At 69.4% G+C, this 22,011-nt stretch carries 12 protein-coding genes and 1 pseudogene; 2 read left to right on the forward strand and 11 right to left on the reverse strand.

Annotated elements, in window-relative coordinates; genetic code table 11:
* Nucleotides 1–36: 36 nt before the first annotated feature.
* The 7 genes from CFB82_RS22630 to CFB82_RS22660 form a co-directional block, all read right to left on the reverse strand.
* Nucleotides 37–11,886 (reverse strand): LWXIA domain-containing protein, encoded by an 11,850-nt coding sequence (locus tag CFB82_RS22630; protein WP_089485357.1) that lies wholly within the window; start codon nt 11,884–11,886, stop codon nt 37–39.
* Between the two features lie 196 nt (nt 11,887–12,082).
* Nucleotides 12,083–12,871: a lytic transglycosylase domain-containing protein gene (locus tag CFB82_RS22635; RefSeq protein WP_069252126.1), complete on the reverse strand. Its 789-nt coding sequence runs from the start codon at nt 12,869–12,871 to the stop codon at nt 12,083–12,085.
* A complete protein-coding gene (sctR, locus tag CFB82_RS22640; RefSeq protein ID WP_069252125.1) occupies nt 12,868–13,542 on the reverse strand; it encodes a type III secretion system export apparatus subunit SctR in 675 nt (224 codons plus the stop codon). Before sctR ends, CFB82_RS22635 begins: the two co-directional genes overlap by 4 nt.
* A gap of 3 nt (nt 13,543–13,545) precedes the next feature.
* On the reverse strand, nt 13,546–14,706 hold the full coding sequence (sctQ, locus tag CFB82_RS22645; RefSeq protein WP_089485358.1) for a type III secretion system cytoplasmic ring protein SctQ: 1,161 nt from the start codon (nt 14,704–14,706) through the stop codon (nt 13,546–13,548).
* A gap of 364 nt (nt 14,707–15,070) precedes the next feature.
* Nucleotides 15,071–15,469 carry a winged helix-turn-helix domain-containing protein gene (locus CFB82_RS22650; RefSeq protein ID WP_089485359.1) on the reverse strand — a complete coding sequence of 133 codons (399 nt, stop codon included), beginning with the start codon at nt 15,467–15,469 and terminating at the stop codon, nt 15,071–15,073.
* Nucleotides 15,470–15,930: 461 nt separating this feature from the next.
* Nucleotides 15,931–18,141 carry a xanthine dehydrogenase family protein molybdopterin-binding subunit gene (locus tag CFB82_RS22655; RefSeq protein ID WP_089485360.1) on the reverse strand — a complete coding sequence of 737 codons (2,211 nt, stop codon included), beginning with the start codon at nt 18,139–18,141 and terminating at the stop codon, nt 15,931–15,933.
* A 2-nt stretch (nt 18,142–18,143) separates the two neighbouring features.
* A complete protein-coding gene (locus CFB82_RS22660; RefSeq protein WP_069252121.1) occupies nt 18,144–18,605 on the reverse strand; it encodes a (2Fe-2S)-binding protein in 462 nt (153 codons plus the stop codon).
* A gap of 466 nt (nt 18,606–19,071) precedes the next feature.
* On the opposite strand from CFB82_RS22660, the gene CFB82_RS22665 reads away from it, so the two are divergent.
* Nucleotides 19,072–19,995, forward strand: a complete 924-nt coding sequence (locus CFB82_RS22665) for an AraC family transcriptional regulator (RefSeq protein ID WP_046548314.1) — start codon at nt 19,072–19,074, stop codon at nt 19,993–19,995.
* A 37-nt stretch (nt 19,996–20,032) separates the two neighbouring features.
* Here the strand turns inward: CFB82_RS22665 and CFB82_RS22670 are convergent, their stop codons facing one another.
* From CFB82_RS22670 to CFB82_RS22680, 4 genes and pseudogenes are all read right to left on the reverse strand, one after another.
* The gene (locus CFB82_RS22670) at nt 20,033–20,335 is read right to left on the reverse strand and encodes a hypothetical protein (protein WP_256990436.1); all 303 of its coding nucleotides are present in this window, start codon (nt 20,333–20,335) and stop codon (nt 20,033–20,035) included.
* Nucleotides 20,332–20,514 (reverse strand): hypothetical protein, encoded by a 183-nt coding sequence (locus tag CFB82_RS44065; protein WP_256990440.1) that lies wholly within the window; start codon nt 20,512–20,514, stop codon nt 20,332–20,334. The genes CFB82_RS22670 and CFB82_RS44065 overlap by 4 nt, the downstream gene beginning before the upstream one ends.
* A gap of 26 nt (nt 20,515–20,540) precedes the next feature.
* A pseudogene (locus tag CFB82_RS44595) lies at nt 20,541–20,708 on the reverse strand (NAD-dependent epimerase/dehydratase family protein); the annotation flags it as partial.
* Nucleotides 20,701–21,105 carry a hypothetical protein gene (locus tag CFB82_RS22680; protein WP_256990437.1) on the reverse strand — a complete coding sequence of 135 codons (405 nt, stop codon included), beginning with the start codon at nt 21,103–21,105 and terminating at the stop codon, nt 20,701–20,703. The pseudogene CFB82_RS44595 and the gene CFB82_RS22680, both read right to left, overlap by 8 nt.
* A 161-nt stretch (nt 21,106–21,266) precedes the next feature.
* Here CFB82_RS22680 and CFB82_RS42385 point away from each other — a divergent pair, with 161 nt between their 5' ends.
* On the forward strand, nt 21,267–21,980 hold the full coding sequence (locus tag CFB82_RS42385) for a hypothetical protein (RefSeq protein WP_143750956.1): 714 nt from the start codon (nt 21,267–21,269) through the stop codon (nt 21,978–21,980).
* Nucleotides 21,981–22,011: the final 31 nt, after the last annotated feature.

The following is a 22,011-nucleotide window of genomic DNA, read 5'->3' on the forward strand; positions in this document are numbered from 1 at the left end:
GGCGCCGCGGTCGGCCGACGCGCGGCCGGGCCGCGGTCAGCCGACGATCAGCGGCGTGCCGATCGCGAGGTGGGCCGGATCGGCGGCCACCGCCGGATTGAGCTGCAGGATTTCCCGGAGTGCCGCCGAGTCCTGCTCCGCGCGCGACATCGCCTGCCGGTCCGCGGGCGGGACGTGGGCGGCGTCGAGCAGCGAATCGCGATGCTGGTCGGCGATCACCCACAGCGAATCCCCGTCGACGACGAAATAGCGCGGCGGCTGCGTTGACGGGCTGGCCGACGGCGTCGACGCGGGCGGCGTCGGCGTGGCCGACCCGGACGGCCCGGGTGTCGGCTGCGCGCTCGCGGTCGGCGTGGCCGACGGCGACGGGGCGGACGACGACGCGCCCGGTGACGGCGACGCACTTGGTGACGGCGACGCGCTGCCGCCCGGCGGCGCGACGTTCGACTTCGGCACCGGCTTGCCCTTGTCGTCGAAGAACGTGTAGATCCAGTTGCCGACGTAGATCGCGATCGGCACGAGCACGATCGCGGTCGGAATCCGGCCGGTGATCGCCTTGGTCGCGTTCGGGAAATGTGTGTCGATGCGCGCGAGCGCGAGCAGTGTCGCGGAGGTTGCGCCCGACAGCGCGAGCGGGACGTTCGAATGGATCGTCGCGTGCGCGCCGATGAACGCGCCCGTGTAGCCAGCCGCGACCGACACGACATCCGACGTCGCATCGATCGCGCGCACCAGCCGGCTGCGGCGGTCGAGCGACAGGTTGCGCGTCGCGCCGAGATGGATGGCGGCCGTATAGCCGAGACCGAGCAGCGCGCCGACGCCGCCGAGCACCGGCACGATCGACGGATCCGTGAACAGGTTGTGGATCGCGGTCTCGCCGATCCCGACGTAGCCGGCCAGCGCCGCCGAGCGCCCGAGCTTGCCGAAGAAGCGGCGCGGGTTGCCGTGGTGCATCTGCTGGATCGACGTGCCGCCGAGCACGCCCTGCATCTGCGCGATCATGTCGTTCGCGATCATCTTCGTATAGGTGACCACGTCGTCCGCCGGCACTTTCTGCTTCTCGTGCAGCACGATCAGCTGGTTCACCTTGGCGCGCGCCTCGCTGGCCAGCAGCCTGAGCGACGCGCCGCGCGTGTCGCGGTCCATCTCGTGCGCGGCGAGCTGGCTGTCGAGCCCGCGCACGAAGCGATCGAGCACGCGCCGGAACAGCCGCGGATCGCCATCCTGCAGCGCCCGCACGGAATCCTGGTGCAGGGCCTGCACGAGACGGCCGGTGCGCGCGCCGACGAACATCGCGTTGCTCGTCTGCTTGAACTCGGGCGACGCGAGGCCGAACTGGTGCGCGCCGAAGCCGACCCCGAAGCCCACGCCGACGCCGGCCAGCATCGACAGCACGTTTTCCCGCGTGAACCACGACCGCAGCCGGCCCGCCTGCTGCAGCCGCAGCGCGTTCAGTTCCGCATGCGCGGCCTGCTCGGGCGTCAGCGGCGGTTCGGCTGGCGCGGCGGGGGCCGGCCGGTTCGACTGGCTGCTGACGAGGCGGCTGTCGCTGAGCGGCTTCGCGTCGTCGACCAGCAGCTCGGGCCGTTGCACGACCTCGCGCCAGTCGGGTTGCGACGAGAAGGGGCGCCTGCCGATGGTCCGGCTCTGCTGCGGCTTGTCGAGCTTGCTGCCGACGTCGCGTTGCCAGTCTTCGGTAAAGCGCCGCACCTTCGAGTTCGGCTTCGGCGCGTTGTTCGGGTCCGCTTGCCATGCCCGCGTCGCGTAGTCGGCGACCGCGTAGCGCGCGCGATTCAGCAGCTTCGTCGTGTTGCCTTCGTACAGGCGGCTGACGAGCGAGCCGATCTCGTCGGGCGTCATCCCGCTGTCGCGGCCGATCCGGTCGATCTCGGCGAGCAGCAGCTGGTGCTGTTCGACCAGCGTGTCGGGATCGACGCGCTCGAAGACGCGGGTCAGCGCGTCGCCGCCATGGATCCGCTCGAACGCGGCGTGGTTGCGCTTGCCCGCGTGCGGGCCGGCTCGCTCGACGAGCATCTTCGCGAGCGCGCTCGTCAGGTCCTGGTTGGCGATGAAGTCGGCGCCGTGCGTCGCGTACGACAGCCCGACGTGCACCCAGTTCAGCGCCGGCCGGTCGAGCAGGGCGTTCACGAGTTCGACGTGACCGGCGCCCGGCACCGGCTCCGGCACGGCATCCCAGCCGTGGAACGTCACCATCACGTGCGTCGCGGGTTCGCGCTGATGTTCGTTCGCCCACTTCTCGAGCAGCGACGCGAGCCGCACGTAGTCGTGATACCCGTCGTTCGTGCCGGCCTGGTAGCGCTCGTCGGTACGCGATACCAGCGCACGGGCCGACGCGGTTTCCAGCCGCAGCAGGAAGCCGCCTTCGGCCGCGGCGTCGAGCCACGCGTGCAGGTTCTGCTCGGTCAGCTCGTCGAGATGCACGACGTGGCCGTTCTCGCCGGTGATCGTCGCATCGGTGTAGTCCAGCTTCGCGCGCGTCTGGTCGCCGAGCCGCTTCACGTCGTCGACGAAATCCTGGTCGTGCTTCTTGCCCTGGGCCGCCGCGAGCGTATGCGGATCGAGGACGAGCGTGACGACCGCGCCCGCCGCGCCGTTGCGGCGGAGCTGGGCCAGGAACGTCTTCGGATCGTCGGACAGCCGGTACGCACGGCTCATCGGTGCGACACGATACTGCACGTCGCGGCTCGACCGGAAAAACGCGCGCATGATCTGCCGGTCGGTCGCGGCGGCCGCGCTCAGCCTGCGCTGCATGTCCTTCCAGCGCGGCACCGGCGCATAGCGCGCGCCGCCGGTCGCATAGTCGCGTGCGATGCCCAGCCATTTGCCGAGCCAGTTCAGTGCCTTCGCGTCGGCCATCATCACCGGCGGCGCGGTGTCGCCCGGCGTGTCCTCCAGTTCGAGCGGGCCGGCGCGCCGGTTGCCTTCGCGCGCGATGACCGCCTTGAGCCGCGCGACGTGCGCGAGCGGATCGGGCATGCCGCCGTCGCCGTAGTGCCGCTTCCATTCGATCAGCGTCGAACTGACGAGCGCCGGCTGGTACGGCTTGATCTCGAGCACCGGATGCTCGGGCAGGGGCGCGTTGCGCCTGCGTGCGGCTTCGATCTCGCGGTCGATGCCCCGCTGCGTGGCGTTGCGTTCGCGTATGGCCGCGGCTTTTTCCTGCCTGGCCCATTTGCGCAGCGTGTCGACCAGGTTGCGGCTCGACGCGCCCTGCAGCTTCGTGAGGCGTGCGATCTGCTTGTTCAGCGCGTCCACGCGCGTGCCGGCCGCATAGGTGTCGACGCCGTCCGGCTTGAGTTCGGTGAGCAGCAGATGGACGTCGGCGCCGTAGGGCCCGCGGCCGATCGGCGACGCGTCGAGCGGCACGCCGGCCCCGCTCGTGTCGCGCCAGTCGTCGTGCCAGAGCAGGTTGCCGGCGGCGTCGGGCACGAGCACGCCGTCGGGGGCGTCGAGCTGGTGCGCGATCGCTTGGCCGTTGTGGTACACGTAGACGCGGTGCGTGTCGGGGGCCAGCATGCCGTGCTCGGCGAGGGTCAGCAGATGCACGGCGTTCGGGCCGCTGAAGTCGAGCGCGTGATTCGCGCCGGCGGGCAGCATGTGCGCTTCGACCAGCGCGTCGCGCAGCGTCGGGCGGGACGGGGCGGGCTGCGCATGGGGCGCCGCCGATCCCGACGGCAGGGCGCCCGGCGTCGCCTGCGGCTTCAGCAGCGCGGCGGCGCGGGCGCGCGTCAGCAGCGCGACGCGGTGGCTCGCGTCGAGGGTCCACGCGATCGTGGTCTGGCTGACATAGCGCGGGCGCAGGCGCGACGGCAGGCGGTCGGCCTTTTCCTTCGGCGCCTTGACCGGATCGAAGCGGCCGATGCGCGCCATCATGTCGGCACCGATCTCCGTCGCGATGAACGAGACGCCACGCTGGCGGGCGCGCGACAGCGGAATCCGGTGGCGCGGGCCGCCCGGACGCATCCGCGCATTCACGCGGCGCTGGAACGCGTCGTCGAGCGTGCGTGGCGTGACGCGGGTGCCGTCGAGCGGCGCTTTTGCTTCGTAGTACCACACCCCGCTGTTCGGATCGCGCGTCGCATGGCCGAGGATCTCGCCGGTTTTCCGGTCGACCGCATAGATCGTATCGACGTTGCGCGCGTTCGCGATCGCCTTGTTGGCGTTCGAATAGTGCTTGACCGAGCCGAGCGCATTGATCGCGTCCGCGAGCCCGTCGTCGACGCGGCCCGCATGGGCGAGCTCGATCGTGTCGCCGTCGTGCGCCGGCTCGATCTTCGACGGACCGCCCAGGCGCTTCAATTCGGCGAGCGGCACCTTCGATACGTAGAAATCGAAGTCGAGTCGTGCTGCCGCGGCCTCGTTGCGATTCCGCGCATCGAGCGCGAGCGACAGCGCATCGTCGAGTGTCTTCCGGCCCGCGCGTTTGAGCGACCGGTCGGCATGGGTGATCTTGATCGCGCCGTTCGCATCGACCTGCGCCTCGGCGACGAACTTCGGCGGCGAGCCGGCGCTCGGCGTGCCGGCACGGGAGATCAGCACGTAGGTGCTGCGCCCGGTTTCCCGGACGAGGTGGCGCAGTTCCGGCAGGCTGTTGCCTTCGACGCGCGTCAAGGTGCGCAACCCGCGTTCGTCGAGCCAGGCGCGTGCGAGCTTCATCTTTGCGCTTTCGCGTGCGCGCCCGCCGCCGGCGGCGCCTGACGCACCCGATGCGCGGTTGCCGGCCCCCGGCGCGGCAAGCTTCGGCAGTCGCGCGTCGCCGGTCAGCGCGCGCGCCTGCTCGGCGTACAGCACGCGATAGGTCGGATTGCCGGGCAGCGACGTGCGCGTGTCGCCGAACTGGTCCGCGAGGGCCTGCAGCGCGGCCGGGTCGCCGCTCTCGTACGCGTGGCGCGCGGCGCGCGCGAGTGCGTCCGGCAGCTGCACGTGGGCCGCGATGTCGCCGCCGCCCGCCGCGAGGATCTCGTCGCGTACGCGGTATGCGTTGACCTGCGCGCGCGCCTCCGCGAGCAGCAGGCTGCGCACGTACGCTTCGGGGCTCGTGTGATCGAGGCCGAGCGCATTGGTCGAGATGTCGACGCTATGCTGCGCCTCGTGCGCGAGCGCGAACACCAGCGTGCCGGCACGCCGCGTGTTGCCGTCGAGGACGATCACGCGCCGTTCGGCGTCGACGGACTGGCCTGCGCCGCGCGCGCCGAGCTTCACTGTCCAGCCGTCCTGCTTCGCGAGCCGCATCTGCGCCATCAGCGTCGGCGAACGCGACGCGAGCGCGTGCGCGCGCATGCGCAGCACGACGCCGCGGAAGGTCGTGACGACGCGCTCGATGACGCCGCGCCGCGGCGCGTAGGCGCCGTGCTCGGTCATCTCCGGGTGCGCGAGACGGATGCGCCCGGTCTGGAGTCCATAATGAATCTTCGCGGCGACGTCGTCGATCCGTTCGAGTACGCTGCCGTCCGGGTCGGCCTCGTGCATGACCTCGCCGGGGTCGTGCAGCATCACCTCGCCGGTGCGGCCGAACAGCACCTGGAAGTCGTACAGCAGATGGTGCTGCGCGGTGACGCGGCGAATCTTGCCGAGATCGGCCAGGCCGTCGTGCGACACCACGCTTGGCAGGCCGAGGTCGAATTCGACGTCGACACTGCTCAGCTGGGCGGACGGCTTCAGTACGACGCCGATGCGATTGGCGACCGTGAATGGCCCGTCGGTCGTGCTGGTCGGCAGCTTGTAGGTTTCCTTGAGTTCGCGCAGCCCGGCCTGTTCGAGGGCGACCGCTTCGTACGCGTTGACGAGGCCCCGGGGCGTGCCGTTGCGATAGATGCCGACGGCCTGTCCGGCGCCGCCGTCGAACACGGTCTTGTCCGCGCCGGAACCGAGCACCGGGCCGAGGTAATCCGCCGGGTCGACGACGCGCGACGGGTCGCCGGTGACATGCAGGCGATCGCGTGCCGTGTCGACCGACAGCTCGCCGAGCGACGGCTGGCGATAGGCGGCCGGCGTGTAGCGGTTCAGGCCGGACAGGTCGGTCAGCGCGCCGGCTTCGCCGACGGCATCCGGACGCGCCGCGTAGATCGTGCGTTGCCACAGGTTCGCGAGTTGCGCGGCCGCGCCTTCGTTCGCGTGGCGCGCCGACAGGATCGTCGTATATCCCGGGTCGGGCGGCGGCGGATTGAGCAGCGTGAACGTGTGCGGATCGACCGGCCGCCCGTCGGGGCCGAGCAGCGTGCCGCCACGCAGCGATTCGGCCGGCACGATGGCGATCTGGTTGCGCGGATCGAGCCGGATGGGCTCGTCGCTGCGCAGGAACGACAGCGTGTCGAGCGCGGGCGGGCCGCCCGCGCCGAACGGCGACGCATTGCGCTCCACATGGTCGTTCGTCCACGCGACGCGCTGCGCCTGGATCTCGCGCATCGAGCGCGGCGCGTCGCCGGCCGCCGGTGCGTCCTGCGGCGCCGGCATCGTGCGGGCCGCCTGCGCCGCGCCGCGATCGAAGGCGTCGCCGTAGAACGCGTCGTAGTGCTGCCCGTGCGCGCCCGACACCGGCGAACGCGCGAATGCGTCGGCCAGCGTCGCGACGGTGCCCGCGTAGTCGTGCGACGGCTGCCACGCATCGGCGACCGCCTGGATCGCGTCGGGCAGCTTGACGTGCGCGGCGATGTCGACGCCGCTCTTCATCTGGATTTCGTAGCGCGCCTCGAACGCATTGAGCTGCGCGCGCGCCTCCGCTTCGAGCGCCTTGCGCGTGAAGCGGCGCCGGCCGCTGTAGTCGAGCCCGAGCGAGCCGTCGATCGCCTCGACCGCATGCTTGGCTTCGTGCGCGAGCGTGTAGGTCATCGATTCGGGGTGCGTGAGCGCGCCGTCGATCGTGACGCGCTTCTTGCCGGCATCGATCCGGCTGCCGCCGCCGCGCTTGCCGACCCGCACGCGCCAGCCGTTGTCGTCGAGCATGCGCAGTTGCTGCGCGAGCGTGCCCGACTGTTGCGCGAGCGCACTGACCTCGTTCGGCAGCGGCGCGCCGCCGAACCGCATCTGCAGCCGGGCGACGAGCCCGGGCTTGTCGCCGGACGGCGCGACCTCGGTCGTTTCCGGGTGCGCGAGCGTGACGTCGCCGCGTTCGACGCCGCGCTCGAGGAGTTGCAACTGGTCGTCGACGCGGTCGTGCGTGCCGCGGTAGCCGTCGTTGCCGGTTTCGATCCGGCCCGGGTCCGTCATCAGCAGGCGGCCGTCGTGATAGATACCCTGGACGTCGAAGTACAGGCGATTCTCCGCGATGAGCGTCTTGAGCGCCCGCAGTTGGTCGAGCGTCCCGGCTTTCAGCGTCGACGGCAGCACGCCGCGCTCGACATCCTGCGTATGCAGCGCACCGCGCGGCTGGTACAGCACCGCGACGCGATTCGCGTGCGAGAACGGGCCGTCCATCGACACGGTCGGCAGATCGAAGCGGCCGCGCAGCAGCGCAAGGCCGGCCTGCTCGTTGAGCGCCGCGTTGCGCTGCTGGCTGCGCGTGCTGGTCAGGTCCTCGTACAGGCCGAGCACCGCGCCGCGGCCGAGCGCAAAGCCGCCTTTCTCGTTGCCGAACGCGATCAGCGCGCCGAGATGCTCGGCGAGATCGACCGGCTTGCCGGTATCGGCATGGAACACGGTTGTGCCGTCCGCGCGCAGCGGACCGAGATCGACTTCGGGGTGCGGCGCGGGGTCGTAGCGCAGGTAGCCGCTCGTCGCGCGCAGCGTGCCGTCGGCCGCGAGCGCGTCGCGCGGCGCGACGAACACCGGCCGGTTCCACACGTTCGCGAGTTCGGGCGCGAGCTTCGCGTCCGCCTGCTCGGCGATCAGCACGATCGGTTCCGCCATGTCGGCCGGCGCGCGAAACGCGTAGCGGGCATCGAGCGCGAGTTCGTGCCCGCCGACCGGTACGCCGTCGCGCGTCGCGAACGCGCCGCCCGCACGGTCGTTGCGCACGACGTACAGCGTGCGGCCGCCGTACTCGTGCTGCTCGACGAGCGGCCGGCGCGACGCCAGCGTCACGTCGGCGTCGCGCGCGACGAAGCCGGGCGACAGCGGCGACGTCTCGAGCGCGTTGAGGATCGTCCACGCGACCCGCTCGCGGAACGTCAGCGGCTTGAGTGCGCCGCCCGCGCCGGACTCGGCCGGATCGGCGACGCGCCGGTAGTTGATCGTGCGCGCGTCGCCGCTGCGGCGGTCCGCATTCGACGCGAGCCGGGCCTCGTGGTCGTTCTCGGCGGCGCGTTCGCGCACGTCGGCCGACGTGCGGCGCGTTTGCGCGGTTGCTCGCGAGGTCGCGGCCGCCGGCTCGTCGGCGGTGGCCGCCGCGCCGGCCGCATCGGTCGCGCGTGCGGCGACGGGGGTCGTGCGGCCCGTTTCGTCGGGCGGCTGCGCGTCGCCTTGCGACGGCGCGACCGGCGTCGTGGCAGGGCGGGGCTGTGCGATGTCGTGCGCGTACTTGAGCTCGATGCCGTCGGACAGGCTGAGTCCGCCGTGTTCGTCGGCCGAGATGCGCGCATCCGTCTCGTACCGGTTGAAGCGCGTCAGCGTCAGGCCCTTCACGCGTTCGCCGAGCGTGATCGTGCCGTCCTGGTCGAGAAACGCGGTCGATTCGGTCCTGCCGCGCGCGCCGGTGTTGACGTCGTTGCCGCGGTTGAGCACGCGGATCGGCACGCCGTCGTAGGTGAGGATCTTGTTGCCGACCATCAACGTGCCGTCTTTCGCGACGGTGATCGAGCGGCCGTCGAGCGTCGCCTGCTGGCGGCCGACACGCAGCGTATCGAGGGCCGCGTACTTGTCCTTGCCGACCGTCACGCGCTGGTCGCCGATCGAGACGGCCTGGTTGCCGAGGTCGCGCGCGCCGAAGCTGCCGGTGCGGCGCACGATGCCGGTCGACAGCGCCTTGATCCGCTGCGGGCCCGCCGCGAGCCCCGCGTTGAGCAGGAACGACGTCGCGTCGCCGGACAGCCGGTCGGTGTGGCCGGTCGCGAGGTCGTAGCCGAACTGGCCGGCCGCGTCGGCCGCGCCGCCGTAGGCGGAGGCTTTCGTCGCGAATTGCGTGCCGCTCTTCACGCGCGACGCGAATTGCTCCGCATCGCCGCCGAAGCGCTGCACGAGCTTTTCGGCCGTGGTGGTGCGGCTCGCGAACGACAGCGCTTCGCCGAACTTGCCGACGCCGAGCGGCACGAGGTTCAGGTAGTCCGCGCGGGCGCCCGCATCGAGCGGGTTGATCGTGCGGTCGTGCTCCATCCGGTTGGCGAGGTCGTAGCCCGAGTTCACGACGGCCGCCGTCGCGGACGTATACATCAGCCCCGTGCCGACCGCGTTGAGCGCGATGCCGAGCGGGGCGCCGAACACCGTGGCGTCGAGCAGGCCGCCGCCCACTTCGAGCGCGAGGCCGCCGATCAGCATGCCGAGGTTCACGTCGCCGGCGCCGAGCGTATGCATCACGCTTTCCCACCAGCTGTCGTCGTGCGCGCTGTTGTGACGGTCGATCTGCGCGACGCCGTTCGCGTCGTAGCCGGTAGCGATGTCGAGCGTGCCGTTCGACGACAGCTGGTTGTCGTCGAGGAAATTGCCGATGTCCGAATACTTCGAGCCCTGGTCGTCGACGTAGTGCGTGTCGCCGTTCGCGTTCGTGACCTTGAAGATCGCGCTCGTCATCAGGCCGGCGTCCTTCGACGCGTAGACGATCGGCATCACGTTGACGCGCGTGCCCGCGCCGCCGCCCACCTTCAGCAGCTCGTTGCGTACCTTGTCGATCGACTCGAGTTTCTTGCCGTCGGTGAACTGCGCGGCATGCGGATCGCTGGACGTGCTGTCCGGCGACAGCCCGATCGCGACGCCGACGAGGTTGCGCTGCTGCGTGTCGTCGAGCTTCCCGAAGTCGATCGTCGCACCGTGCTGCGTGGCTTCGCCGGCCTTGTCGAGCAGCGATTGCGACAGCTCGCCGCGGTGTGCGCCGAAGAAGTCGGACAGCGCTTTCGCGTAGTCCTTCTGGTCGGATTCCGTCTTCGGGTTGCGCAGCCGCTCGTCGAGATGCGCGTCGAATTCGTTGAACAGCACCTGCTGATGCAGCGTTTCGCCGAGCATCTGGTCTTGCTGGACGTCGCGGGTCGCCTGGTCGAGGGCCGCGCGCGCATCGGTCAGCTGTTGCGCGTACGGATTCACGATGAACGGGACGGGCGCGGTCAGCGGGATGTTCTTCGGCGTGCTGTCGGGTTTCGTCACCGCCAGCACGCTCGGCGTCGGGCCGACGCCGTGATCGCGGTTCCACTGATCGTACTGGGCCTGCAACCCGTCGACCTTGATCTGCAGATCCGACTGCTTCGCCTGCGCGTCGGCGAGCGCCTGCTTCGTCGCGCGCTCGTTGACGGTCGCCGTCATCCGGTCGTCGGCCTGATGCAGTGCCGACGCGATCGTCTTCAGCCCCTTGATCTCGAGCGGCGTCGGATCGTTCACAAGACACATCGTGCGGTGGTCGTACTGGTCCTGCACGCCGGCGGCGACGTCGTCATAGTGGATCGCGAGCGCGTTGCCGTACGCGGCGACGTAGCCGTCGTGCGCGAGGCTCGCGGCATCCTTGGCCTTCGACAGTTGCGCGGCCGCGTCGTCGACGCCGAGGTCGGCGCGCGGATCCACGAGTTTCACGCCAGGATGGTCGTGGCGCCATTGCGTCGCGCTTTTCTGCGTGGCGTCGTAATTCGCCTGCTGCTCGGTGACCTGGCGATTCGCATACAGCATCTGCAGGTAGCCGCCGCTCACGCGCGCACTCGCCTGGGCGTGGTTCAGCAGGTTCCGCTGCGCATCGACCGTCGTGCTCATCACGGTCGGGCCGTACTTGCCGGACACCGTGTTGTACGTGATCTGGACGTCGGCGAGATTCGCCGCGTCGGTCGCGGCGTTCAGGCAAGCGTTCGCATAGTTGGCGTCGTCGGCCGCGCCGGCCAGCGCCTTCTGCGCGTCGTCCGGATTCATCGCCGCCGGCGCGTCGATCATGCGGCCGAGCGGCGCGAGCTGGTCGTTGACGCGCGCGATGCCGGCATCCATCGCGTCCGAATAGTCGCCGTTGGACGCATACGACTGCAATTGCGCGAGGGCGAGGTTCGAGTTCGCGATGTCGGCGTTGTGGCGCGCCTTCGCTTCGGACAGCTTCGCATCCGCGCGCTGCCACGTGTCGTAAGCCTGTTTCTGCTGCGGCGTCCAGGTGTCCTGCGACGCCTTCGTCGGATCGTCGCCGATGCCGGGCACGGCGGCCTTCAGCTTGTCGAGCGCGTCATTTGCGTTCGCCTGCGCGGAGCCGGCCTGCTTCGGGTCGAGCGCGGCGTTGTCGTGATCGGCCTGTTGCGCATACGCGATCATGTAGCCGGCGTCGGTCGTGACGTCGAGCTCCTTCTCCGCCTTGGCGGTGGCCGTGTGCGCCTGGTCGTACGCGGTGCGGGCCTGGTCGATCGCGGCCTGCGACGATTGCGGATCGTTCTGCGCGGCGGTGAGCGCCGTCTGCTTGCCCTGTTCGTCCTTCAGCGCGTCGTCGAACTTCGTCTGCGCCCCCTGGATCGCGGTCTGCGCGGCCTTCGTGAGCGGATCGTCGACCGTGATGTCCGGCGCGGTGGGCCGGTATTGCGCGGCGAGGCTCTGGATCAGCGACGTCGCGGACGAGATTTCGGCATTGGTCGGCTTCGACGGATCGCTGTCGGGCGTGACCTGCACGGTGAGCGGCGGGGCCGGCGGCGCGGTGGCCTGCTGTTTCGACGGGTCGCTCGACTGCTGGGCGGCCTGGCTCGCCGCCTTCGCGCGTTCGGCTTCGAGCGTACGCTCGAGGAACGCCATCCAGTTGACGCCCATCCCGACGCCGTCGATGTCCAGCATGAAAGTCTCCTGTCAGGCTGCCGTGGCGTGCGGGTGCATGCGACCCGGCGCCCGGCACTTGCCGCCGATTCGAGTGTACGGACCGGGGCGCGCACCGCGCGGCGCCAGTTTCGTAGCAGTGCGATGCGTGCGGCGCGCACGGCGCCTGACGGCTACGAAATGCGCATCGACGGGGCCGGCGTGTTGCACCGCACCGTTACTCGTCGAGACACTTCACGCACAGCCGCTTCGCCTGACTGGCCGCGAGCCCGCGGCACATCATCACGACCGGGCGGGCGTGGCACGACGGCGCGTCGGCGGACGCGGCGGGCGACGGCAGCCGGCGCGCCCGCTCGGGCGGCGTGGTCGCGGCCGCGTCCATGCGCCGCTGGCGCGCGGGCGGCGGCGTGTCGCTGACGACGGGAATCGGCCCGACGCCGCCTTCGCGCGCGTTGCGCTGCGCACTGGCGACGACGCGGCTCACGTAGCCGCTCGAGAAGCCGGTCGTGAAGTTGCCGCTGTAGTAGCACGACAGCGCCGCGCGCAACGCGGCCTGCGTGGCGCGACCGGTGCCCGACGAGCGCGCGAAGCATTCGGTCAGGATCGCGCCGCCGGCCCGCAGGTTGCGGCACGGTTCGAACATCGTCGCTTCATCGAGCCCGTATTTCGTGAAATTGCGCTCGTTCACCTGCGCAAGGCCGACGCTGTAGCTGAAGCCGCGCGCCGCGAGGTCGCGCGCGGTCGCCCGCGCTTCGTCGAGCGATGCGGGCTGGCGCGCCAGATGGCCGCCGACCACGCCGATCGCATACGGATTGAAGCCCGACTCGGTACGCACGAGCGCGGCGAGCGTGTCGGGATCGACGTTCGGCGCGCATGCGCGTGCGAGCGTTGCGAAGCCGGTACCGACGCCTGCGGCCTGCGCGCGGCGCACCGGCAGGCACGAGAGGGCGAGCGCGGCCAGCGCGCACAGGCAGGCGGCGGCGGTTCGCAGGCGGTGCGCGCTCATCCCGCGCCCGCCACCCGGTACGACATCACGAGGCCGTGCACGAGCAGCGACCAGCCGTCGAGCGCGACGAACAGCAGCAGCTTGAACGGCACCGAGATCGTGGTCGGCGAGATCATCTGCATGCCGAGCGCGAGCAGGATGTTCGCGACCAGCAGGTCGACGACGATGAACACGATATAGATCACGAAGCCGATCTGGAACGCCTTCGTCAGCTCGGCGAGCGTGAAGCTCGGCACCAGCACCAGCAGGTCGTCGTCCTTGATGCCGTCCGCGCGGTTCTTCGGCCACACCGAGGTCGCGGTGCGCACGAAGAATTCGCGATCGCGCTGCCGCGTGTGCGACACGAGGAACTCCTTGATGGGCGGCAGCGCGGCATCGGCGAGCGCGCCGACGTCGGCCGTCGACAACTGTCCCGACGCATCGAAGTGGCGCGCCTGCAGCGCGTCGCGGATCGACATCCCGACGGGCGCCATGATGAACAGCGACAGGATCAGCGCGATGCCGTTCAGCACGAGGTTCGGCGGCACCTGCTGGATCCCGAGCGCGGAGCGCAACAGGCCGAGCACGACCACGAGCTTCGTGTAGCTCGTGACCATCAGCGCCGCGAACGGCGCGATGCCGAGCGCGGCGATCACCGCGATCAGCGCGACCGGATTCGGCAGGTTGCCCATCGTTCAGCGCTCGCGCGGCGCGGGCTGGGTCAGCGTGACGACCCGCACGCCGAGCTTCTGGCCGACCGCGATCAGGTGCCCCGTGCCGATCAGCATCCCGTTCGCGACGAGATGGATCACGCTCTGGTTGATCCCTTGCTGCAGCTCGATCACGGCGCCGGGCTGCAGCGCGCTCAGTTCGCCGAGCGGCATCGACGTGGGCGGCAGCTCGAAGCGCAGGTCGACCGCGAGGCCGTCGAGCGGACGCGGCGCGTCGGCAGGCGGCGCGTCGTGCGTCGTCGCGGACGCGATGTCGGTGCGGGTCGGTTCCAAAGGCATCTCCCTGATTCGTTCGACGGTCAGCCGGTTGCCCGACGGCCGTCCGGTAATCTCCCACGCCGGCGCGGCAGGCAGCCGCGCGACGCACAGCAGGTTCTGCTCGTGCGCTTGCCAGCGCTCGATCGCGATGATGTCGCCGGCGACGACGTCGGCCAGCTCGGCCGTCGTCAGCTCGGTCCGGCCGATCTCGAACACGAGCGGCACGGGCAGGTTCGCGTAGGCCGCGCGCGCGTCGGCCGGGGCGGCCGGCGCAGCCGCGAAGAACACGGCGAGCGCATCCGGCGTGTCGAACAGCAGCGCGCCATGGCAGCGCCAGGCGGCGTCGGCGCGCCGCAGCTCGAAGCGCAGCGCCGCCGGCGACGCGCGCCAGGCGGGCACGCTGTCGGGCGGCGGCAGCAGTTCCACGCGCTGCCGCGTCGCGGCCTGCAGCACGGTCGCGAGCGGCGCGCACAGATCGGCGAGCAGCGCCGCGCGAATCACGGCCGGCACGGCCGGATCGGCCGCGTCACCCAGCCATGCGGCTTCCGCGACCGGGTCGATCCACAGCGTGCCGGCGGCCGGGCCGACGACGAAGCGGTACGCGTGCGCATCGGCGGCCGGCTCGGCGTCGACGCGCCAGCGCACGTCGTACGCGTGCTCGCCGAGCGTGACCGGAATGGCGCCGGTCGCGCAGTAGGCGTGCGACAGCCCGCGCGCGGCGGCAGCGGACAGGCGCGGCAGGTAGGGCGACGCGTCGAGCGCGACCGCGGCGGTGGCCGGCCCTGCGGCGGGCGGCGCGCAAGCGTCGGGTATCGCCCGGTTCGCGGCATCGCCGGCGTCGGCATTCGTCAGGAACAGCGCAGGCACGGCGGGATCGGGGCGGATTCGGCGTTGGTTCGACGGGTTGTTCTGGGGCCGGTGGCGCTCGGGGCGCGCGGCTGCTGCGTCGATTGTAGGGACGGCCATGGCCGTGTGCCGCGCCGGAATCCGTAGTCGCGCGCATCGCGGCACGCGCGCCGAAGCGGGGCGCTACGAAGCGTGACGCAGCGGGCAGGCCGCGGCCGCCGCTCAAAAGCGACCGCCGCCCGGAGGCGGCGGTCGGGTCGCGACTGGCTGGCGGGCCGGGCGGCGTGCAGGCCGCGCCCGACGGGCGGGGCCGCGAGGCGCTGCGGATCGCCGCAGCGCGGTGGGGGGCGCCGGCGCGCCACGTGCGGGCGGCGCGCGGGAAGCGTCAGGCGTAGTCGGCGGCCATTACGGCCTGCGGTGCCACGCGCAGGATCGGCGCGGCTTCGTGGCGCTCGACGTGCGTCATCGCCGCACCGAACAGCACCAGGCGATAGCCGACCGCGTAGATCGGGATGATCCGCAGGTTCTTGTCGTGATCGAGCTGCAGCTTCGAACGGATACGCGAGATATGGGTGTCGAGCGTGCGCGACGACACGCCGAGCTCACGGCCCCACACGGCTTCCTGGATTGCCTGCCGCGGCACGATCTTGTTCATGTTGTCGAGCAGGAATTCGACGACGTCGAATTCACGCGGCGTGACATCAATGATCTTGTTGTCGATTTCGATCGTGCGGCGCACGAAGTTGATTTTTATGTCGTCGATGTACAGGTATTTGCAATCCATGGTGGCCCTCGCATGTCCTTAAAGGAGTGTTTGCGGGTCCTGTGCTGCAACTTCCGGGCCAGGGAGAGGATCGTCGGGGATCGACAGCGTGCGGCACCCGTGCAGGCGGCGCGGCAGCCTTGAATTTAAAAGAATTTTTAACGGGAGGCGCGGGGGCGGAGAGAAAAGGGGGCGGGACAACCGTGAAGGATTGTTACGTAGCATCGGCGGGCGACGTTACGGGCGTTACGTCCGACGTAACGTGTGGGGCGCGGCGGGGAGTCGGGGCCGGCGGAGCGTCGTTGCGGCCGAATGGCGAACCCGACATCGAACCCTACATGGGTCGATTGATTTTCTATACGAATCAATGTGTTATAGGTGATTTCTTGCCGACATCGAACCCTACATTGCCAGCCTCCTGAATAAAAAAAAACGCCGGCCGCAAGGCGTTTCCGCCCCGCGGCCGGCGTTCCGGCCCATCCTCAAGCCTTCGCGCTATCCGCCGAATCGAACGGCAGCACGTAATGCCGCTTGCCCGTCGCCGCGAAGATCGCGTTCGCGACCGCCGGCCCGATCGGCGCGACGCCCGGCTCGCCGACCCCGGTCGGGGCTTCGGCCGACGGCACGATATGCACTTCGACCTTCGGCATCTCGGCCATCCGCAGCACGTGGTAGCCGTCGAAGTTGCGCTGCTCGACCTGGCCGTCCTTCAGCGTGATCGCGCTGTGCATCGCCGCGCCGAGCCCGAAGCCGATGCCGCCCTCCATCTGCGCGGCGACGATGTCGGGATTGATCGCGATCCCGCAATCGACCGCGCACACCACGCGCTCGACCTTCACCTTGCCGTCCGCGTCGACCGACACCTCGGCGACCTGCGCGACATAGCTCTTGAACGCCTCGGCGACCGCGATCCCGCGCCCGCGGCCCTTCGGCAGCGGCTTGGCCGGATCCCAGCCGGCCTTCTGCGCGGCCAGGTCCAGCACTGCGCGCATGCGCGGCTCCTTCGCGAGCAGGTCGCGGCGGAACGCGTACGGATCCTTGCCCGCCGTGTGCGCGGCTTCGTCGATGAACGCCTCGACCGCGTACGCCGTGTGCGAGCTGCCGACCACGCGCCACCACAGCACGGGCAGGCCGACCTTGGTGGTGGTGAGTTCGACCGACACGTTCGGCACCGCGTACGGCAGGTTCGCCGCGCCCTCGACCGAGGTGGCGTCGACGCCGTTCTTCACCATGAACGCCTCGAACGGCGTGCCGGCGAGGATCGACTGGCCGACGATCCGGTGGCGCCAGCCGACCAGCTTGCCGTCCGCGGTCAGCCCCGCGTCGAGCTTGTGGAAGTACATCGGCCGGTAGAAGCCGCCCTGAATGTCGTCCTCGCGCGTCCACTGCAGCTTGACGGGCTTGCCGTCCGCGCCGAGCGCCTTGGCGATCGACACGGCCTCGACCACGTAGTCCGACCACGCGTTCGCGCGCCGGCCGAAGCTGCCGCCCGCGTACAGCGTGTGGATCTGTACCTGCTCGGGCTTCAGGCCCGCCGTCCGGGCCGCGTTGGCCTGGTCGACCGTCTGGAACTGGTCGCCGGCCCAGATCTCGCAGCTGTTCGCCGTCAGCTTGACGACCGCGTCGAGCGGCTCCATCGGCGCATGCGCGAGATACGGGAATTCGTACGTCGCGCTGATCTTGCGCGCGGCACCCGCGATCGCTGCATCGGCATCGCCGTCCTTGCGCGCCGACGTGCCCGGCTTGTCGGCGAGCTGCCGGTATTCGCGCATGATCTCGTCCGAGCCGCGCTTTTCGGCGTTCGTTTCGTCCCATTCGATCTTCAGCGCGTCGCGGCCCTGTTTCGCGGCCCAGAAGCCGGTGCCGACGACGGCGACGCCACCCGGCACCTGCACGACCGACACGACGCCCGGCACGGCCTTGGCCGCCGTCGCGTCGAACGATTTCACCTTCGCGCCGAAGCGGGGCGGGCGCTGCAGCAGCGCGACGCGCATGCCGGGGACGGTGGTGTCGAGCGTGAAATGCGCGGTGCCGTTCGATTTGGCCGACGCGTCGACGCGCGGAATGGGGTGACCGATCAGCTTGAAATCGGCCGGCTGCTTCAGCGTGACCTTGTCCGGCACCGGCAGCTTCGACGCATCGGCGACGAGCGTGCCGTACGTGGCCGTCTTGCCGCTCTTCGCATGCGTGACGACGCCATTGGCGGTCGTCAGTTCGCTCGCGGGCACCTTCCAGCGGGCCGCCGCGGCCGATACCAGCATCGCGCGGGCCTTGCCGCCGGCTTCGCGCAGTTGCTGCCACGAGTTCGCCATGGCCGAGCTGCCGCCCGTCCCCTGCATCGTGCCGAACGCGAGGTTCGCGTAGCGTTTCGCATCGGCGGGCGCGCTTTCGACGCGCACGTGCGACCAGTCGGCGTCGAGCTCCTCGGCGACGATCGTCGCGATGCCCGTATACGCGCCCTGGCCCATTTCGACGTGCTTCGCGATGACGGTGACGGTGCCGTCGGGCGTGATGCGCAGGAATGCATTCGGCGCGAAACCGGCGGCGGGCGCGGGCGCGGCGAGCGCGCGGCGGCCGAAGCCGCTGAAGTCGAAGCCGATCGTCAGGCTGACGGCGGCCGCGGCGCCCGCGGCCTTCAGGAACGTGCGGCGCGACGGACGCACCGAACCGGTGTTGTCGAGTTCGATCGTCATGGTCAGGCTCCCAGCGTCGCGGCCGCGTCGTGGATCGCCGCCCGGATGCGGGCATAGGTCGCACAGCGGCACAGGTTGCCGTTCATCGCGGCGTCGATGTCCGCGTCGGTCGGCTTCGGGTTCTGTTCGAGCAGTGCGGTGGCCGACATGATCTGGCCCGACTGGCAGTAGCCGCACTGCGGCACCTGCAGCTTGACCCAGGCGGCCTGCACGGCATGGGCGGGCTTGCTCTGCAGGCCTTCGATCGTCGTGACGTGCTTGCCCGCGATGCCGGCGAGCGGCAGCACGCACGAGCGGACGGCCTGGCCTTCGAGATGCACGGTGCACGCGCCGCACTGCGCCATGCCGCAGCCGAACTTCGTGCCGGTCAGTCCCGCGTGTTCGCGAATCGCCCAGAGGACGGGCATCGACGGATCGGCGTCGAGCGTGACGTTCTTGCCGTTCAGGACAAAGGAGGTAGGCATTGTGATTGTCTCCGTGGGGAAAACCCGGCATGCGCCCGGTTACAGGGTCTGCTCACGCTCATAGCGGGCTTGCGCTGGCCCCCAGAAGGGCCGAGCGCAAGGAATGCGACGCAGCGAATACTCGACGTATTCGCAAGGAGCATGACGCCGCGATCGGCCCTTCTGGGGGCCAGCCCCACGAATGAATTGATCCAAAACAGGGGAACGTGCGTTGCCGGCCGTATTGCGGCGTCGATCGTCGCTTGTTTGGTCGGCCAAACGGCGCTCCTCACTCCTTGCACTACGACCGGCAACGCACGTTCGCAAGCCCGCTATGAGCGTGAGCAGGCCCTGAGTGTGCGCGAGGCATCGGTTTTTGCGTCTACCCAATCCTGCAAATTTATTGAACAATCCTGCAAATCCCCGGCAGGCGGCGGGCGGTTTCGCTATGCTCCCGCGACATGAGGAAATTGATCGAGGAAGCGTCATGGACATGACCGATATCGTGGCGTCGCGCGAATCCGGGCAGCGCGAGCTGGCGACGCTGATCAGCCGTTTCGCGCCCGCGGACGGCTCGCATTCAACGGCTGTGCCGGGTTTGATGCTGCACCGGCACACGCGGCCGGTCGATCTCGGCTGCGGTGTGTCGCGGGCCGCGCTCGTGATCGCCGCGCAGGGCTCGAAGCGCGTGATCGTGGCCGGCCAGGCCTACGAGTACGACGCGCAGAATTGCCTGATTACCTCCATCGACTTGCCGATCCTGTCGCGCGTGACGTGCGCGTCGCCGGACGCGCCGTACCTGTGCCTGTCGCTGACGCTGGATCCGCAGCGCATCGTCGAACTCGCGGCCGAGATGCGGCTGCCCGAACCCGACGCGGGCCCCGAAGGCGAGGGGATCGCACTCGCCGAGCTGACGCCGCCGCTGCTCGATGCCGCGCTGCGGCTGATGCGGCTGCTCGATACGCCGGCCGACATTGCGGTCGTCGCGCCGCTGATCGAAAAGGAATTGCTGTACCGGCTGATGACGAGCGGGCAGGGCACGCGGCTGCGGCACATGGCGATCGCGGGCAGCCAGACGCACCGGATCGCCCGCGCGATCGAATGGATCCGCGATCACTTCGCCGAGCCGATGCGCGTCGAGTCGCTCGCGCAGGCGGTCAACATGAGCGTGTCGTCGCTGCACCATCATTTCAAGCACGTGACGACGCTGAGCCCGCTGCAGTACCAGAAGCAGTTGCGGCTGCACGAGGCGCGACGGCTGCTGCTGCGGCAGGGCGGCGACGTCGGGTCGGTGGCCGCCGTCGTCGGCTACGAAAGCGCGTCGCAGTTCAGCCGCGAATACAGCCGGCTGTTCGGCGCGCCGCCGATGCGCGACGTCGTGCAGTTGCGCAGGAAGGAACTGCTCGGCTGACGGTCGACCGCTGCCGCGCCGACAGCGCTCGATCAAGTCACTTGGCGATCACCGTCGTCTGCAGGAACGGCGGCGCGATCCGCCAGTCCGGCACATAGTGCGCCGGCCACGCGCCGGGCGTATCGACCGCGTTGAAATACACCACGGCCTTCAGCAACGGAAGCTGCCACAGCGACCGCTGGAATTCGTCGAGTTCCTCGCGCTTGCGCGAATTCGACCCGTCGACGCGGAGCTCCGTGACCATCACCGGCAGCCCGTAGTCGATCACCCGCTCGTACTTGGTCCGCAGGAAGGTATGGCTGCCGATATAGCCCGCTCCGCCTGTCACGAGCACTTTCATGCCGTGGCCCCGGTCAGGCGCAGCACCGGCTCGAGCCACAGTTCACGGCTGAAATAGTCGACGGTCCGGCGCAGGCCTTCGTCGAGATCGACGCCCGGCCGCCAGCCGAGCTCGGCCGAGGCCACCGAGATGTCGGGCTTGCGCTGGTGCGGATCGTCGATCGGCAGCGGCCGGAGCACGATCTCCGATAGCGGCCGGACGCCTTCAGGTCGGCGACGTTGAGCTTGCGCCCCGTCAGCAGGCTGTCGATGCACGTGACGGACGCGCCTTCCATGACCAGGCGCTCGCATACGTAGCTGCCGAGAAAGCCGGCGCCGCCCGTCACCAGGACGCGCTGACCGGTGCGCGTCTCGAGCGCGACCCTGTCATTCATGGCTTTCTCCTTCGTCGAGCAGCTCGAGGAACCACACGTCGATTGGCTCGACGGCGGTGCGCACGCGTTCCATCCCGCCGCACGGGTAGCGCTTCGGCAAGCGCCGGTTCGCATGGACTGAAGTCGACGAAGCACCGCGACAGGCGCTCCGGTTTCGCTGACTACCCAGTTGATGCTTGAACGACGCGCACGTCGATCGATCGGTGGTGATCTTCATCGCCTTTTCCCCGATACGCTGATTGACGAGCAGGCCGCCGTTCGTGATCTTGTGCCTCGGCGTGCCGCTCGGTGAGAGCCGGAGATGAGGCAATCGGCATGCCATGAACGATGCCGTCGCGATGCGCGCGGGAACGGCGGCGCGATTGGCGCGCGATATGCGCACTTCTGTTTCATGCATGTATCGTGGGGACAGAAAAGCGAGCGGATCAATTGCCGGGTCGATGCAATTCGATACGACGAAACGCGCGATAAATCAGGCTTTTGCGGGAATGGCGTCGTCAAAAATGTGTTGAGTTTGAATGTTTCATCAATGAGAAATGCGGGAATAACGGATTAAAAATGTTTACCGTATGCGCCGCGAATCGGGTGATTCGGTGCGTGAAAGGCGGGGCGAATGAAAGTGAAAAAATGATGGGCGGCGTGACGGGGCGCGAGTTTTCATTTGTTTTAATTATTACGCCGACACGAAAGTTTTCTTTTTTACGGTCCATTTCGGCCCTCGAACGGTGTGTGATCCTGTCGGTATTTTCACGGATGAATCAAATTCGTTTCGATCATCAGGGGAAACGCACGTCGAAGCCTCGCCGGAGGCTGCTGTGTCGGACTCCCGGTGCGTGGTGTCGGGCGAATCGATTCTCGTTTGTGATGGCACGGGAAGGGGGCGCACATGCCGCGACCCCCGGTTTGCAGGCGGAAATGCCCGCGCCGCCTGCCTTGCGCGGCAGCCCGGTTCTCAAGTTTGAAACACTCGTTCACCGGGCCGCCCGGTGCGGTCCTGCGGGCCGGATTCGTCCGTCTAATCCGGCGATTGCGTCGCGACGCTCAATGATCGGAGCGGGTGTCAAGCTGTTATTGCGATACATTCCTGAAACAAAAAATGTCGTTTCCGGCGCTGCGGGCCGCCGTGGCGGGCGTGTGCCGAGCGCAATCTGCGATGGAATATCGCGTGGCACGCTGCTTGCGATATTGGACGCACCGGCGGGCGGTCGACACGAAGTAACGAACAGGTGGGGCGGCCAACTCGTCAATAAGCAGTCGGGGAAACGGCGATGAAGACCATAAGCAATAGCTTGATCGGCACGTA

The sequence above is a fragment of the Burkholderia sp. HI2714 genome (genome assembly GCF_002223085.1).
Lineage (GTDB): Bacteria > Pseudomonadota > Gammaproteobacteria > Burkholderiales > Burkholderiaceae > Burkholderia > Burkholderia lata_D.

Excerpts from the sequence above, each read along its gene's own strand:
- CFB82_RS22670 (WP_256990436.1), bottom strand. The coding sequence starts at position 20,335 with ATGAAAGTGCTCGTGACAGGCGGAGCGGGCTATATCGGCAGCCATACC.
- sctR (WP_069252125.1), bottom strand. The coding sequence starts at position 13,542 with ATGGGCAACCTGCCGAATCCGGTCGCGCTGATCGCGGTGATCGCCGCG.
- CFB82_RS22650 (WP_089485359.1), bottom strand. The coding sequence starts at position 15,469 with ATGGATTGCAAATACCTGTACATCGACGACATAAAAATCAACTTCGTG.
- CFB82_RS22680 (WP_256990437.1), bottom strand. The coding sequence starts at position 21,105 with ATGCATGAAACAGAAGTGCGCATATCGCGCGCCAATCGCGCCGCCGTT.
- CFB82_RS22630 (WP_089485357.1), bottom strand. The coding sequence starts at position 11,886 with ATGCTGGACATCGACGGCGTCGGGATGGGCGTCAACTGGATGGCGTTC.
- CFB82_RS22665 (WP_046548314.1), top strand. The coding sequence starts at position 19,072 with ATGGACATGACCGATATCGTGGCGTCGCGCGAATCCGGGCAGCGCGAG.
- CFB82_RS42385 (WP_143750956.1), top strand. The coding sequence starts at position 21,267 with ATGTTTACCGTATGCGCCGCGAATCGGGTGATTCGGTGCGTGAAAGGC.
- CFB82_RS22655 (WP_089485360.1), bottom strand. The coding sequence starts at position 18,141 with ATGACGATCGAACTCGACAACACCGGTTCGGTGCGTCCGTCGCGCCGC.
- CFB82_RS22660 (WP_069252121.1), bottom strand. The coding sequence starts at position 18,605 with ATGCCTACCTCCTTTGTCCTGAACGGCAAGAACGTCACGCTCGACGCC.
- CFB82_RS22635 (WP_069252126.1), bottom strand. The coding sequence starts at position 12,871 with ATGAGCGCGCACCGCCTGCGAACCGCCGCCGCCTGCCTGTGCGCGCTG.